This window comes from Pseudomonas sp. NPDC008258, assembly GCF_042956345.1.
Classification (GTDB): Bacteria; Pseudomonadota; Gammaproteobacteria; order Pseudomonadales; family Pseudomonadaceae; genus Aquipseudomonas.
Genome location: NZ_JBIBGE010000002.1, coordinates 156009 through 170205 on the forward strand (window position 1 = coordinate 156009; position 14197 = coordinate 170205).

The window sequence follows — 14197 nt, forward strand, 5'->3', positions numbered from 1 at the left end:
GCATACGACCCAGCCTTTCGGCTGGGCGTATCCGTAGCTACAGCAGGGCTAGTTACACTTGGCCGTGCAGCACAACGACGTTGTCGATGTGCTCAACAGCTTCAGCGGAACCAACGATGCCCAGGGCGACGTCAGCGTGCGAAACGCCGGCAGCCAGAGCTTCAGTCCATGCAGCTTTGCCGGCTTCGTCAGCAGTGCGGCCCAGAGCGGACTGGTACAGAGCGTCGACGAAGTCGCTGTTGGACTTGTCGGATGCTTCAGCCGAACCAACGATGGCTTTGGCAACGTCCGCACGGCTTGCGCCGTTGAACAGTGCGTCTACCCAGTTGTTCAGGCCAGCTTCTTCAGCCTCACGGCCCAGTACGTTGACGTACAGGTCGTTCACGAAGGTAGCGTTGGAAGCGTCCAGCTCCTGAGCTTCTGCCGATACTGCGATTGCAGCAGCGATGTCAGCCAGCGAACCGCCGTTGGCCAGCAGCTCTTGCCATGCAGCCGAACCGCCTTCTTCAGCGTTGCGACCCAGCAGAGCGTTGTACAGCTCGTTGATGTCGGTAGCGTTGTTGGCGCCAGCGAACTCGGAAGAGTTCAGGAAGGCGTTGGCAATGTCGGTCAGCGAGGTGCCAGCGTTGACAGCTTCAACGAAGGTCTTCGCGCCGCCAACGTCAGCGTCACGGCCCAGGATGCCTTGATACAGGCGCAGGGCAGCGGCTTCTTCGTCGCTGTGAGCCAGGGCCACAGTTTCAACGGTGTCACCGTTGACGAAGGTCAGGAACTCAGCGTTGCTGATCGAAGCGGTCTGGCCAACACCTGGAGCAGCGCTGGTCAGGTTGACGTTGAAGCCGTTGCCGGTGGCGAAGTTGTAGTCGTCACGCGAACCATCCAGTTGAACAACGTCGTAGCCTGCGCCAGTGTCGACGATGTCAGCGTGGTTGATGCCGCTCAGCACGACGGTGTCGTTGCCCGAACCGGTCTTCACGTTGTTGTTGCCAGCGCCAGCGATAACGGTGTTGTTGCCGTTGCCGGTAACGATGGTGTCGTTGCCGTCACCTGCGTCGATGTGGGTGTTCTGGTCGCCGTTCACGGTGATGACGTCATCGCCGTTACCGGTGGTCACTACCAGCTCGATAGCGCTGTCATCGGCAGTTACGGCAATGTCGGCGGCAGCGAAGGCAGCGAAGGTGGCAGGGGCAGCGGAGTTGCCCTGCAGGGTAACGACCAGGTTGGCATCGCTTTCCAGGATGTAAGTGCTGGCGCCAGCGGCTTCAGCAGCAGACAGGTCCAGGGTGACCTGGTCGCCTTTCTGGCCAGCGATCACGCCGGTTACTACCTGGGTAGGGGCGTCGGTTGGCTGCTGCAGGTTAACGCCGTCGAACGAAGCCACGCCAACGGTGGTGTCTTCGCCGGTCAGGTTCAGCAGCGAGCTGATAGCGGCAACGGTGCCGGCCGACAGGGTGGAGTTGTCCAGGTGTTGTTGCAGCTCGGCGGCCGCTACGGGGTTATCGTATTGCATGATTTGGTCCTGTTACTTCAAGCCGGTTGGCTTGCTGCACTGATTTTCTGCTGAGGCGCAGAGTTTTCCCACGGAGACTTAGAGCGGGCAGCGTTCATCTTCGTAACGGGAGTAATGGCGATATGCAGCGCCACCAGCGGCTCGTTACCGCTGGGGCCATGCATCATCTGGTTGGTTACCAGGCGCTGTGGTTCGGCAGTGCCGAATGCGATCAGGCCGGTTAATTCGTAATGCTTGCGCAGGGGGCCGACGAGGCTGAAGCCAGCACAGATCAGGGGCAGGCCCTGGTCGCGTGCGCCCACGAAGGTGCCGGTTGAAACGTAACGGCTGGGGCCGGAGCCGGCCACCATGCAGGTATAAAGCAAATCCACGCCGGTTGGCTTTTCTGGCCAGTCGATGGCAAAGCTTTCAATGAAGTCTTCGCTTTCAGGTGCGCCCACCCAGCCTTGGGGGGATACCACTTCACCCAAGTGCCGCAAGTGCGCGGTAACAACCAGGGGAGTGGGTGAACTGTTGTCACAGACGGCCTGGACCGGCTCTGCTGTCGGAATCACTGCGAACGTGCGCATGATGGCTGGGGAGGTGTCGATGCGGTCGATGCGCAGGTCGATAGGCTCGATCACGTCGTCGAACATGTGATATTCGGTGATCAGTACCGTTGTCACGCCGCCTTTGACACGCGCCACGATGGTGTCGCCGAGCTTGGTCAGCATGTTCTTGCTGATGCCTTCGGCTGGGAAGAAGTCGATGGAGCCCTTACCTAGTGGCGCTTGCTGCAGCGCAATGCACACGGGCTTTTCGGCAGGTGGCTGAGAGGCGTAGCGGAAGATGTACATGCCAGGTTCGAGCAGCGTCACGCGTGAGCTGATCTTCAGGCCGTCAAGGGTCTGTGATGGCATAGACATGGCTTTGTTAAGCTCCTTTTAAGCAAAAACACTGGCAGCTAACTTGCTCAGACCCGTGCATACACTAAACGGCCAGTGGTGGCTCCCTGCGAGTGGCGAAGATGCAGTCACAGGGAAAAGATGTCAACCTAAGAATCTAAAAAAAATTTCATGCGCCAATGGAACTTACGTAATCTCTGGATGATCCCAGTGCCCGTTTTCGCATTTCCTGATCGTGACGCTTGGCCATTATTTTGATTCCAAAATGCCTTAAAAAACAGCAATTTGAGATATTTGATGGTGTTTCTGTGTTTTTTTCAAGTTTTTATGGCGGCGGGTGAAAATGTTGGGCAGAGCTGGGGTTGCCGTTTGTCGACTGGCATATCTGGTGTTAGTGGCGATTTGCCACCTTCCAGTGAGAATGCCCGGTAGTGTTGGCTCAAGCGTGTTTGGCAGGAAATTCATGTTGCCAGGCAGCTCGTCGGCAGCAGGGTGGGGGCGAGGATAATCTGACACGCTACCGCGATGAGTGGGTGGTACACTGCCCGCCGCTTTCGCCTTTCTCAGTATGGATACCATGAGTTCACAATCCGACAACAACCTGCATGCCGCCCTCAAAGCCTGTAAAAGCAGCTTTCTCTCGGTCGGCTTCTTCAGCTTCTTCGTCAACGCCCTCATGCTGGTACCCACCTTCTTCATGATCCAGGTGTCGGGCCGCGTCGTACCCTCCAGCAGTACCTCCACGTTGCTTATGCTGACGTTGATCCTGACGGTGCTGGTTGTGACCATGGGTGCTTTGGAATGGGTGCGCTCGCGCATCATGGTCAGGATCAGCAACCGCCTGGACGTCATGCTAAGCCGCGATGTGTACCGGGCGAGCTTCAAGCGTGCGCTGACCAGCGGGGGGGCAGATGCTACAGCGCAGTCACTCAATGACTTGACGTCGTTGCGCCAGTTCTTCACCGGGTCGGGTCTGTTTGCATTCTTCGATGCGCCGTGGTTTCCCATCTACACCATTGTCATGTTCCTCTTCCATCCTTGGTTCGGCTGGATGACCCTGGCGTGTGGTGCAGTGCTGACCATCCTCGCCGTGGTCAATCACCGGATGACTGGCAGTGCGCTGGCAAGCGCAAACAAGCAAAACGTGGCCTCGAACGTGGTTACCACCAAGACGCTGCGCAATGCCGAAGTCATCGAGTCCATGGGCATGCTCGAAACCTTGATGAATCGTTGGGCGAAGCGCCAGCGCCAGATCATGATGCTGCAGTCCGAAGCAAGCGATAAGGGTGGGGTGGTCAGTACCACGTCCAAGACGTTCCGGAGCTGGTCGCAGTCAATCATGCTGGCAATCGGTGCATACCTCGTTATCACGCATGAAATCAACCCGGGTCTGCTGATGGCCGGTTCGCTGCTGCTCGCGCGGGCGCTTGCGCCAATCGACCAGATGATTGGCAGCTGGAAGGGCTTCGTAGCCGCCAAGGTCCAATACGACCGCCTGAGCAAAGTGATGGATGATCTGAAGAATGAGCCAGAGCGCATGCCTCTGCCAGCGCCGGAAGGTCATATCCAGGTAGAGAACCTGATCGTCGCTCCGCCGGGGGCCAAGTCGCCGGTATTGCGCAGCATCAGTTTCGTGGCGCCAGCCGGCTCGATTGTCGGCATCGTTGGCCCCAGCGCCGCGGGCAAGTCCACCCTGGTACGTGCGCTGATGGGCATCTGGCCGCCGCAACACGGTGTGGTGCGCCTGGATGGTGCCGATATCGCAGCGTGGGACAAGCAAGCGTTGGGCCCCTACGTCGGTTACCTCCCGCAGGACATCGAGCTGTTCGAGGGCAGCATCAGCGAGAACATTGCCCGCTTTGACAAGGTCGACCCGCAGAAGGTGGTCGAGGCAGCCCAGATGGCCGGTGTACACGAGATGATCCTGATGCTGCCAGACGGTTATGACACCGTCATTGGCAGCGAAGGTGTGAACCTCTCTGGTGGTCAGCGTCAGCGCATCGGCCTTGCACGCGCCATCTACGGCAAGCCGCGCCTGGTGGTGCTGGATGAGCCTAACTCGAACCTCGACGATGTGGGTGAGCGCGCCCTGGGCATTGCCCTGCAAAAGCTGAAAGAGTCGGGCGCAACCGTGTTCATCGTCTCGCACCGCCCCAACATTCTTACCCGCCTGGACCGGGTGCTGGTCATGGCTGGCGGTACCATTTCGCTTTATGGTGAGCGCGACCGTGTCATTGCCGAACTGGCGCAACAGGCCAAGGCCCAGCAGCGCGTTGGCCAGCCGGCCGCACCTCAGCCGCCGGTGGCTGCCCAAGCAGTACCCAACCCCGCTCCACCTGCGGCCCCAGCCGCTGCGCCTGCCGCCACGACCAGCACTGGCGCTTGAAAGGATTCCTAGATGAGCAGCAAAGCTATAACCACGTTCGACCACAACTTCGATGACATGCCCACCTCCGACCGCGGCATTCGCCGCGTCGGGTTGACCATTGTGTTTGTCACCTTTGGTATCTTTGGCACTTGGGCGGCGTTTGCGCCATTAAGCAATGCTGTTCACGGTGCCGGCACCGTGACCGTGCAGAATTACCGCAAGACCGTGCAGCACCTGGAGGGTGGCATCGTCAAAGAGCTCTATGCCCGTGATGGCGACCTGGTGAAGAAGGGTGACCCCCTGATTGTGCTGGACGAGTCTCAACTGAGTGCGGAGTACGAGTCCACCCGTAACCAGTTGATTGTTGCACGCTATAAAGAAGCACGGCTGCGGGCTGAGCGTGACGGGATGGAAACGATCCCGGCTGTATCCATGGAAGGCACCGATTCGGATCGTGCCATGGAGGCGCTGGCCGGTGAGCAGCAAGTGTTCAAGGCCCGCCATGATTCGTTGCAGGGCGAGATTTCGGTCAACCGCGAACGTATCGAACAGATGAAGCAGCAAATTGCTGGCCTCAACGACATGATTCGCACCAAGCGCAGCCTGGAAAAGTCCTATACCGGTGAAATCAAGCAGTTGAAAGAGCTGCTGGCCGAAGGCTTTGTCGACAACCAGCGCCTGCTGGAGCAGGAGCGCAAGCTGGACATGTTGAAGACAGAGGTTGCTGACCACGAATCGACGATCACCAAGACCAAGTTGCAAATTGGTGAGACCGACTTGCAGATAGTGCAGCTGAAAAAGAAGTTCGATTCCGATGTGGCCAATGAGCTTTCTGACGTTCAGGCCCAAGTGTTCGATCTTCAGGAGAAGGAGGCAGCTCTGCGCGACCGCCTTTCTCGTGTGGTCATACGCGCGCCGGAAAGCGGCATGGTTCTGGACATGAAGGTGCACACCATTGGCGGTGTGGTCAGCGCGGCTACGCCTTTGCTCGACATCGTACCGGCGCAGTCCGAGCTGGTGATCGAGGCGAAGGTGGCGACCAAGGATATCGACCGGCTGGAACTCGGCAAAACTGCCGATATCCGCTTCTCCGCGTTTAACAATGCCACCACCCCTGTTATCGAGGGCAAGTTGACCCGCATCTCTGCAGACAGCTTGATCGAGGAGCGTACAGGCGACGCATATTACCTGGTGCGGGTGAAGGTAACCGAAGACGGCATGAAAAAGCTCGGCAACCGCAAGCTGCAACCCGGCATGCCAGCCGAGGTCCTCATCAACGCAGGCGAACGCACCATGCTGCAGTACCTGTTGAAACCGGCGCGCAACATGTTCGCTGAATCGCTGATCGAGGAATGATTGTGCTGCGTTTGCTACCTGGAGTAATGATGTGCATGGTCGCCTGGCAGGCGGTGGCCGTGGAAGAGCAGGGGGCGGTAGGTGAGCAGCCGAAAGGGGTTTCGGCGTCCACGTACGCGTTGGACCTGGCGGGGCTGTACCGTGAAGCGCGCCTGGAGGACCCGCGGGTCCTCGCCGCTTACGCGCGTGCGCGCTCCGCCAGCGAGCAGCAGCGGGCGGCACTCGGGGGTTTGCTCCCACAGGTGGCGGCCAATGCCAACTCTAGCCGTATCCTGCGCAAAAATGAGGCTGAGCGCGACCTCTATAATACCGAGACTTACTCGCTCAGCCTCACCCAGTACCTGTACAACAAGCCGGCCTGGGAGCGGTACCAGAAGTCCAAGAGCGTGAAAGACCAGAAAGGTCATGAGGCCGAAGATACTTTGGCAGAGGCCACGGTCGACCTCGCCAAGCGCTACTTCGTGGCACTTGCCGCAGACGACGAGCTGGCACTGGTGCAGGCTGAACGGCGGGCGACCCAGAAAAACCTCGACCGCGTCAGCAGCATGTTCGATCGGCAAATGGCCAAGATCACTGACAAGCTCGACATGCAGGCGCGGGTGGACTTCTTGCTTGCGCAAGAAGTGGAGGCGCGCAACCAGGTGCAGGTGAGCCGCGAAGCCTTGGCTGAGATCGTCGGTCGGCCGATTACCGAGCCGCTCAGCCGTGTTCGCAACGACGTGGCATTGCAGGCCCCAACCCGGCCCTTGCAGAACTGGATCACCCAGGCGGTTGAGACCAACCCGTTGCTGAAGTCGTATCAAAGCGGGGCGGAGGCGGCCAATGCGGCGGTGCGCGAGGGTAAAGGCGAGCACTATCCGCAGCTGTCGTTGAACTTGAGTGCGCAGCAAAACGACCAAGGCTACGACAATACGCAGGCACCGCGCAGTGACAGTTATGTGGCTTCGCTGGGGGTAAAGATCCCGATCTACAGCGGTGGTTCTACTTCCGCTCGGGTGCGTGGCCTCTACGACGACCAGCTGGCAGCCGAGGAACAGCTGGAAGGCGTACGGCGTCAGGTGGTCAAGGAAACGACCACCGCTTATCTGACTGCACAGGCTGCGGTCGAAAAGATTCGTGCTAACCGCAACGCACTGTCTTCGGCGCAGCAGTCCAGCATTGCCGCGCAGAAGGCGTTCACCTTCGGTGTGGTCAATGCCGTGGATGTGCTCACCGCCGTACAGAACGAATTCAAGGCGCGCCGTGATCTTCTGAAGACCCAGTACGACTTCATCACCAACCTGTTCCTGCTCAACCGTTGGGCAGGGGAGTTGACTCAGGAAAGTGTGGATAACGTCAATGTTTGGCTAAGCCCGGTACCGGAAACCAGCTTGCCGGGTGGCGAAGTTGCGCGGGGGGATGCACGCAGCTGATCGGGCTGCGGGCGTTCGTATTGGGCATGAGGGTGGGGCAGATATCGAGCGCCGCCCGCGCGGCGATCAATATTTGCCCCACCCTCTCAAGCCGAGCCCGCGTCAGTCGTCCGGTTCGGACTTTTCCTACGCGATTTATTGTGGCGGCCTCGGGCCGTGGAACTTATTCTCCCCCAAGGCGCCCAAACCGTTCGACGGCGCCCGCCCTGTTTTGGGCGGTTCCAGGCGACCCTGAAGCTGGCAGCCCGCGTCGTGCCATTAGTTTGTAAGTCGAGTAGTGCGTACGACCTATGTATACTTCGGCATGGAACCGAAAATGCGTGGCTGGAACTGCCCGCATCAAAACCTATTAACACATGCCCGCACGGCACTATCGGAGTTGGTTAAGTCGCATGAAAGCAATCGTTACTGGGATCACTGGTCAAGATGGCGCCTACCTGGCGGAACTGCTGCTGGAAAAGGGCTATACAGTCTATGGCACCTATCGTCGTACCAGCTCGGTTAACTTCTGGCGCATCGAGGAGTTGGGCATTCATACCAACCCTAACCTGCACCTGGTCGAGTACGACCTCACCGACCTGTCGGCCAGCATTCGCTTGCTGCAAACCACCGAAGCCACCGAGGTGTACAACCTCGCAGCGCAAAGCTTCGTTGGCGTATCGTTCGAACAGCCACTGACCACCGCCGAAATCACCGGTCTGGGTGCCGTGAACCTGCTTGAGGCCATCCGTATCGTCAATCCGAAGGCGCGTTTCTATCAGGCCTCGACCTCGGAAATGTTCGGCAAGGTCCAGGAAATTCCGCAGGTCGAAACCACACCGTTCTACCCGCGTAGCCCCTACGGCGTGGCCAAGCTGTACGCTCACTGGATGACCATCAACTACCGCGAGTCGTACAACATCTTTGCCACTAGCGGCATCCTGTTCAACCATGAGTCGCCATTGCGCGGCCGTGAGTTCGTGACCCGCAAGATCACCGACTCCGTGGCCAAGATCAAACTGGGCCTGCTGGACAAGCTGGAGCTGGGCAACCTCGATGCCAAGCGCGACTGGGGCTTTGCCAAAGAGTACGTCGAAGGCATGTGGCGCATGCTGCAGGCTGAAGTGCCTGATACCTTCGTGCTCGCCACCAACCGCACCGAAACGGTACGCGACTTCGTTTCCATGGCGTTCAAGGCTGCTGGCATTGAAATCAAGTGGAGCGGCAAGGACGAGGCTGAGCAGGGTACCTGCGCAGCCAGCGGCAAGGTACTGGTTGTCATCAACCCGAAATTCTACCGCCCGGCCGAGGTCGAGCTGCTTATCGGCAACCCTGAGAAGGCTAAGCAGGTGCTGGGCTGGGAACCGAAAACCAGCCTGGAAGAGCTGTGCCGCATGATGGTCGAAGCCGACCTGCGTCGTAACGAAAAAGGGTTCTCGTTCTGATGCAAATGGCCAGCAAACGCGCGCTGATTACAGGTATTCACGGGTTCACCGGCCGCTACATGGCGGCCGAATTGCGAGCCAGTGGCTATGAAGTTTTCGGGACTGGGAGCCAGCCTTTGCAGGCACCTGACTATCGTCAGGTCGATCTCACCGATGGGCCGGGCCTGCGCGCGTTGCTGGCCGAACTGCAGCCCGATGTCGTTGTGCATCTGGCTGCCATTGCTTTCGTCGGGCACGGCGCCGCTGATGCGTTCTATCAAGTCAACCTGATAGGCACGCGGAACCTGCTCGAAGCCATCGCGGCCTGTGGCAAAACACCAGAATGCGTGTTGATTGCCAGCAGTGCCAACGTGTATGGCAACGTTTCCGAAGGGATGCTGGGCGAACAGACCCCACCAGCGCCGGCCAATGATTACGCGGTCAGCAAACTGGCCATGGAATACATGGCGCGGCTGTGGTGTGACCGGTTGCCTATCGTAATCACGCGTCCTTTCAATTACACCGGTGTTGGGCAGGCAGAAAACTTCCTGCTGCCCAAGATCGTTTCGCACTTCCGCCGCAAGGCCGACACAATCGAGCTGGGCAACCTCGATGTCTGGCGGGATTTCAGTGACGTACGTGCAGTCGTTCAGGCGTATCGCGGCCTGATCGAGGCCCGCCCCCTGGGGCAGGTAGTCAATGTCAGCTCGGGTTCCACCCACTCGCTGCGTGAAGTTATCGCCAAATGCTCCGCCATCACCGGGCATTCCATTGAGGTGCAGGTCAACCCGGCTTTTGTTCGCGCCAATGAGGTCAAGACCTTGTGTGGCGACAACAGATTGCTGAAAGCGCTGGTGCCCGGCTGGCAAACCCCCTCGCTGGATGACACTCTGGGTTGGATGCTTGCTGGTAAATGAAGCTTATCCTTTCTGTCGAGCCGATACGCTTCCCGCTCACGGGTATTGGGCGCTATACCTACGAGTTGGCTACGCGCCTACAACAAAACAGTGAGCTCGATGAACTGCGCCTGTTTGCCGGGCGCAGGTTCTTGCAGGCGCTGCCCGAGGCTAACGATAAATCGGGCGCCGTGCATGGTTTGAAGCGCTTGGTGCAAAAAAATGCCCTGGCGGTGGAGGCCTATCGGCGCTTGATGCCGTATTTGCGCGAGCGAGCGTTGCGTGGCCATGATGACTTTATCTATCACAGTCCCAACTATTACCTGCCATCGTTTGCCGGTCGTACCGTGGCGACGTTCCACGATCTGTCGCCGTTTACCTGGGCGCACTGCCACGCGCCGCAAATCGCCCGGTATTTGCAAAAAGAGCTCAAGCTGACACTTGAGCGTGCAGATGCGCTGATCACCGATTCCAACTATACCCGACAGGAGTTGGCGGATTATTTTGCTTGGCCGCTTGAGCGTATTCACGCTGTTCCGTTGGCCAGCTCGCCAGAGTTCCACCCCCGTCCGCTTGAAGCGTTGCGCGAAGTGCTTTCGCGTCACGGCCTTGAGCCCGGTGGTTATAGTCTGTTCGTCGGCACCATAGAACCGCGTAAGAATATCGAGACCCTGCTGGATGCGTATGGTCGGCTGCCCCTGGCGTTACGCCAACGCTGGCCGTTGATCCTCACGGGCTATCATGGCTGGCGGAGTGAAGCAATCCACGGCCGCATTGCCCAGGCGCAACAGCAAGGCTGGGCGCGCTACCTCGGCTTTGTTGCCGCTGAAGATTTGCCCCTGCTATTTGCTGGAGCACGGCTGTTCACGTTCCCTTCCCACTACGAGGGTTTTGGTTTGCCCGTGCTCGAGGCCATGAGCTCTGGGGTGCCTGTGGTGTGTTCCAACAGTTCTTCGCTTCCGGAAGTGGCGGGTGCGGCGGCGTTGATGTGCTCACCCGATGACGTGGAGGGCCTGAGTGGGTTGCTGTGCCGGGGATTGGAAGACGAAACCTGGCGCGCAGCTGCTGTGCAGCAGGGGTTGATGCATGCCGGGCGCTTCTCGTGGGAGCGCTGTGCACAGGCAACCATCGAGGTCTATAAATCGGTCAGGGAAAGATGATCAAGGTCCTGCATTTTTTCAAAACGTATTACCCAGACTCGATGGGGGGCATCGAGCAAGTCATTTTCCAGATTGCAGAAGGGACGCGAGCCCATGGCGTGCAACCCGAGGTGCTTTACCTCAGCCCGCGTGGCGCTGCGCGTAACGAAGCAGTGGCCAATCATGTAACACATCGCTCCAAGCTTGATTTGCATGTGGCTTCGACGGGCTTTTCGCTGTCGGCCATGAGGGATTTCGCCGAGTTGGCCGCGCAGGCCGACATTGTGCACTACCACTTCCCGTGGCCCTACATGGACCTGGTGCATTTCCTGGCGCGCCTGAACAAGCCGACGGTGGCCAGTTACCATTCCGACATCGTCAAACAGAAGTGGCTGTTGAAGCTGTATCAGCCGCTGATGAACCGTTTTTTTTCCAGTGTTGACCGGATCGTTGCTTCTTCGCCCAACTATGCTGCGCACAGCCCTGTCCTGACGCGTTTCAAGGAAAAGGTCGACATCATCCCCTATGGCCTTGACCGTGCCACCTATCCCAAGGCATCGGTTGAAAAGCTGGCTTATTGGCGTGCGCGGCTGGGCGAGCGCTTCTTCCTTTTCGTCGGCGCCCTGCGCTATTACAAAGGGCTGGATTATCTGCTGGAGGCCGCGCACATCAACCGGTTGCCGGTGGTGATCATGGGCGGCGGCTTTCTTGAGTCGCACCTAAAGGCGCAAGCGGCGCAGAAGGGGCTCGACAATGTACAGTTCCTGGGCGGCTTGGCGGATGACGACAAGGCGGCATTGCTGGAGTTGTGTTACGCATTTGCATTCCCGTCCCACCTGCGCTCCGAGTCCTTCGGTATCTCGCTGCTGGAAGCGGCGATGTATGGCAAACCGTTGATTTCCTGTGAAATGGGTTCAGGTACAACCTTCATCAACCTGGCTGACCAGACCGGTATGGTGGTTGCGCCGCGTGACGCCGTAGCGCTGGCTCAGGCCATGCAACGCTTGTGGGATGATCCGCTGATGGCGCAAGCCATGGGCGCCAAGGCGTTGCAGCGTTATGAGGAAGTATTCACTGCATCGGCAATGGCCCGTGCGTACGCGGACCTCTATCGTAGCCTGTTGTAAGAGATTACCCGGCCCTTAGGCCACGCTGCCGTGCATCGAGGCTTGTTCACAAGCGTAGCGCGCAGCCTGGGGGTACCTGGGTGAATTGAGATCGAATTTCATGGGACGACGCACGATTCTAGTGACAGGCGCCAGCGGTTTTGTTGGCGGCGCAGTCTGTAGCATGCTGGCCACGATGGACGGATTCGCCACCCGGGCGGCCGTGCGTGGCAGTGACCGAGAGCCCATTGCCGGCGTTCCGGCTGTGAGGGTAAGCGACCTGGCTGCCACCACCGATTGGGCGCTTGCTCTGGCAGATGTCGAAGTTGTGGTGCATGCCGCAGCCCGGGTGCATGTTATGAAGGAAACCGCCTCCGACAGTTTGGCCGAGTTTCGTCGGGTCAATGTCGAGGGCACTCTCAACCTGGCTAGCCAGGCTGCGGCAGCAGGAGTGCGGCGTTTTATTTTTATCAGTTCGGTCAAGGTCAACGGTGAGGTCAGTCAGCCCGGCCGGCCAATGTGTGCCGACGACGTACCGGCACCGCAAGACGCCTACGGCTTGTCCAAGCACGAAGCGGAGCAGGGGCTGCGCCGCTTGGCGGAGGCCACTGGTATGGAAGTTGTGGTGATCCGCCCGGTGCTGGTTTACGGGCCAGGTGTCAAAGCCAATTTCCATAGCATGATACGCTGGGTGCAACGCGGTATCCCCTTGCCTTTCGGTGCGATCGCAAACCGTCGCAGCCTGGTATCGCTGGCGAATCTGGTCGACCTGATTATCACCTGCATCGATCATCCGGGCGCCGCTAACCAGACTTTCCTGGCCAGTGATGGCGAAGATGTTTCGCTGGCGCACCTGTTGCGTGCTCTCGGCCATGCTCTTGACAGGCCTGTCCTGCTTCTGCCTGTTCCTTCAGGCCTGTTGCGCTGCGTAGCCCGGCTGCTTGGCCGGCGCGACCTTGCCCAGCGTTTGCTCGGCTCGCTTCAGGTGGATATCGAGAAGAACCGCCAACTGCTTGGCTGGCACCCCCCTTACACGCTGGAGCAAGGCCTGGACATGACCGCTCGATCTTTTCTGGAAAACCGCCGCTCATGATATGGCTAATTGTAGTGGCATGCGTCGCGTCCTGGTTGATGACCGCGGTATTGCGCCGCTACGCACTGTCGCGCAGCCTGCTTGATATCCCCAATGCACGTAGCTCGCATACCTTGCCAACGCCCCGTGGCGGCGGCCTGTCTTTTGTGGTGGCTGTGATGGTTGCCTTGTTGGGGCTGGCCTGGGGCAAGTACATCGCCCCGGCACAGCTTGCCAGCTTACTCGGCGCAGGCGGGCTGGTTGCGTTGATTGGTTTCATGGATGACCACGGGCACATCGCAGCACGGTGGCGTTTGCTGGGGCATTTCGGTGCCGCTGGCTGGGGGCTAGCCTGGCTTGGCGGTATGCCTCCCCTTACCGTCTTCGGCCTTGTGCTGGGGCCGGTCTGGTTGAGCACTGTCATCGGCCTGCTGTATCTGGTATGGCTGCTTAACTTGTACAACTTCATGGATGGTATCGATGGCCTTGCCAGTATCGAGGCCATTTGCGTGTGCCTGGGCGGGGCCTTGCTTTATTGGGTCAGCGGACAGGCCCAGGCTATGTGGCTGCCGGTATTACTGGCGGCTTCGGTGGCTGGCTTTCTGGTCTGGAACTTCCCGCCCGCCCGCATCTTCATGGGCGATGCGGGTAGTGGCTTCCTCGGCATCATACTGGGCTTGCTGGCATTGATGGCGGGTTCCGTAAACCCGCTATTATTCTGGGGGTGGTTAATACTTTTGGGTGTGTTTGTGGTCGATGCCACGTTTACCCTTGGGCGGCGTCTGCTGCGCGGTGACAAGGTTTACGAAGCGCATCGTAGCCATGCTTATCAGTATGCTTCGCGCCGGCACGGTAGCCATCGCTCTGTAAGCCTGGCCGTGGCGGTAATCAACTTCTGTTGGCTTTTGCCAATGGCGCTGGCAGTGGTGCTGTTCAAGGTCGATGGCGCCATGGGAACCCTGGTCGCCTATGTGCCTCTCATAATCTTGGCGGTCACCTACCATGCGGGAAGAAAGGAATAGGATGGACAAGCAAGGAAGCCGTCGTAGAG

The 14197-nt window shown here is 59.0% G+C and carries 11 protein-coding genes; 9 read left to right on the plus strand and 2 right to left on the minus strand.

Translation table 11 applies throughout. The features are described from left to right. Nucleotides 1-52: 52 nt before the first annotated feature. Together ACFY9W_RS02165 and ACFY9W_RS02170 are read right to left on the minus strand one after the other, a co-directional pair. A complete protein-coding gene (locus ACFY9W_RS02165; RefSeq protein ID WP_391125117.1) occupies nt 53-1510 on the minus strand; it encodes a DUF4214 domain-containing protein in 1458 nt (485 codons plus the stop codon). Nucleotides 1511-1527: 17 nt separating this feature from the next. After that, nucleotides 1528-2409 carry a hypothetical protein gene (locus tag ACFY9W_RS02170; protein ID WP_391125469.1) on the minus strand — a complete coding sequence of 294 codons (882 nt, stop codon included), beginning with the start codon at nt 2407-2409 and terminating at the stop codon, nt 1528-1530. Nucleotides 2410-2971: 562 nt separating this feature from the next. Between ACFY9W_RS02170 and ACFY9W_RS02175 the strand changes: the two genes are divergently transcribed. The 9 genes from ACFY9W_RS02175 (at nt 2972) to ACFY9W_RS02215 (ending at nt 14168) form a co-directional block, all read left to right on the plus strand. After that, nucleotides 2972-4780 (plus strand): type I secretion system permease/ATPase, encoded by a 1809-nt coding sequence (locus ACFY9W_RS02175; protein ID WP_391125120.1) that lies wholly within the window; start codon nt 2972-2974, stop codon nt 4778-4780. A 12-nt stretch (nt 4781-4792) separates the two neighbouring features. Beyond that, complete coding sequence (locus ACFY9W_RS02180) at nt 4793-6118, plus strand: HlyD family type I secretion periplasmic adaptor subunit (protein WP_391125123.1); 1326 nt, start codon at nt 4793-4795, stop codon at nt 6116-6118. Then, a complete protein-coding gene (locus ACFY9W_RS02185; RefSeq protein ID WP_391125126.1) occupies nt 6115-7530 on the plus strand; it encodes a TolC family outer membrane protein in 1416 nt (471 codons plus the stop codon). The genes ACFY9W_RS02180 and ACFY9W_RS02185 overlap by 4 nt, the downstream gene beginning before the upstream one ends. Nucleotides 7531-7922: 392 nt before the next feature. Then, nucleotides 7923-8954, plus strand: a complete 1032-nt coding sequence (gene gmd / locus ACFY9W_RS02190; RefSeq protein ID WP_391125129.1) for a GDP-mannose 4,6-dehydratase — start codon at nt 7923-7925, stop codon at nt 8952-8954. Continuing rightward, nucleotides 8954-9850, plus strand: a complete 897-nt coding sequence (locus tag ACFY9W_RS02195) for a GDP-mannose 4,6-dehydratase (RefSeq protein WP_391125132.1) — start codon at nt 8954-8956, stop codon at nt 9848-9850. The genes gmd and ACFY9W_RS02195 overlap by 1 nt, the downstream gene beginning before the upstream one ends. Beyond that, nucleotides 9847-10989: a glycosyltransferase gene (locus tag ACFY9W_RS02200; protein WP_391125135.1), complete on the plus strand. Its 1143-nt coding sequence runs from the start codon at nt 9847-9849 to the stop codon at nt 10987-10989. The genes ACFY9W_RS02195 and ACFY9W_RS02200 overlap by 4 nt, the downstream gene beginning before the upstream one ends. After that, on the plus strand, nt 10986-12095 hold the full coding sequence (locus tag ACFY9W_RS02205; protein ID WP_391125138.1) for a glycosyltransferase: 1110 nt from the start codon (nt 10986-10988) through the stop codon (nt 12093-12095). The genes ACFY9W_RS02200 and ACFY9W_RS02205 overlap by 4 nt, the downstream gene beginning before the upstream one ends. 100 nt (nt 12096-12195) lie before the next feature. Then, nucleotides 12196-13167, plus strand: a complete 972-nt coding sequence (locus tag ACFY9W_RS02210) for an NAD-dependent epimerase/dehydratase family protein (protein ID WP_391125141.1) — start codon at nt 12196-12198, stop codon at nt 13165-13167. Beyond that, entirely contained in the window at nt 13164-14168 is a 1005-nt protein-coding gene (locus ACFY9W_RS02215; RefSeq protein WP_391125144.1) for a glycosyltransferase family 4 protein, read from the plus strand. Before ACFY9W_RS02210 ends, ACFY9W_RS02215 begins: the two co-directional genes overlap by 4 nt. The last annotated feature ends 29 nt before the right edge of the window (nt 14169-14197 follow it).

Excerpts from the sequence above, each read along its gene's own strand:
- ACFY9W_RS02165 (WP_391125117.1), bottom strand. The coding sequence starts at position 1,510 with ATGCAATACGATAACCCCGTAGCGGCCGCCGAGCTGCAACAACACCTG.
- ACFY9W_RS02170 (WP_391125469.1), bottom strand. The coding sequence starts at position 2,409 with ATGCCATCACAGACCCTTGACGGCCTGAAGATCAGCTCACGCGTGACG.
- ACFY9W_RS02175 (WP_391125120.1), top strand. The coding sequence starts at position 2,972 with ATGAGTTCACAATCCGACAACAACCTGCATGCCGCCCTCAAAGCCTGT.
- ACFY9W_RS02180 (WP_391125123.1), top strand. The coding sequence starts at position 4,793 with ATGAGCAGCAAAGCTATAACCACGTTCGACCACAACTTCGATGACATG.
- ACFY9W_RS02185 (WP_391125126.1), top strand. The coding sequence starts at position 6,115 with ATGATTGTGCTGCGTTTGCTACCTGGAGTAATGATGTGCATGGTCGCC.
- gmd (WP_391125129.1), top strand. The coding sequence starts at position 7,923 with ATGAAAGCAATCGTTACTGGGATCACTGGTCAAGATGGCGCCTACCTG.
- ACFY9W_RS02195 (WP_391125132.1), top strand. The coding sequence starts at position 8,954 with ATGCAAATGGCCAGCAAACGCGCGCTGATTACAGGTATTCACGGGTTC.
- ACFY9W_RS02200 (WP_391125135.1), top strand. The coding sequence starts at position 9,847 with ATGAAGCTTATCCTTTCTGTCGAGCCGATACGCTTCCCGCTCACGGGT.
- ACFY9W_RS02205 (WP_391125138.1), top strand. The coding sequence starts at position 10,986 with ATGATCAAGGTCCTGCATTTTTTCAAAACGTATTACCCAGACTCGATG.
- ACFY9W_RS02210 (WP_391125141.1), top strand. The coding sequence starts at position 12,196 with ATGGGACGACGCACGATTCTAGTGACAGGCGCCAGCGGTTTTGTTGGC.
- ACFY9W_RS02215 (WP_391125144.1), top strand. The coding sequence starts at position 13,164 with ATGATATGGCTAATTGTAGTGGCATGCGTCGCGTCCTGGTTGATGACC.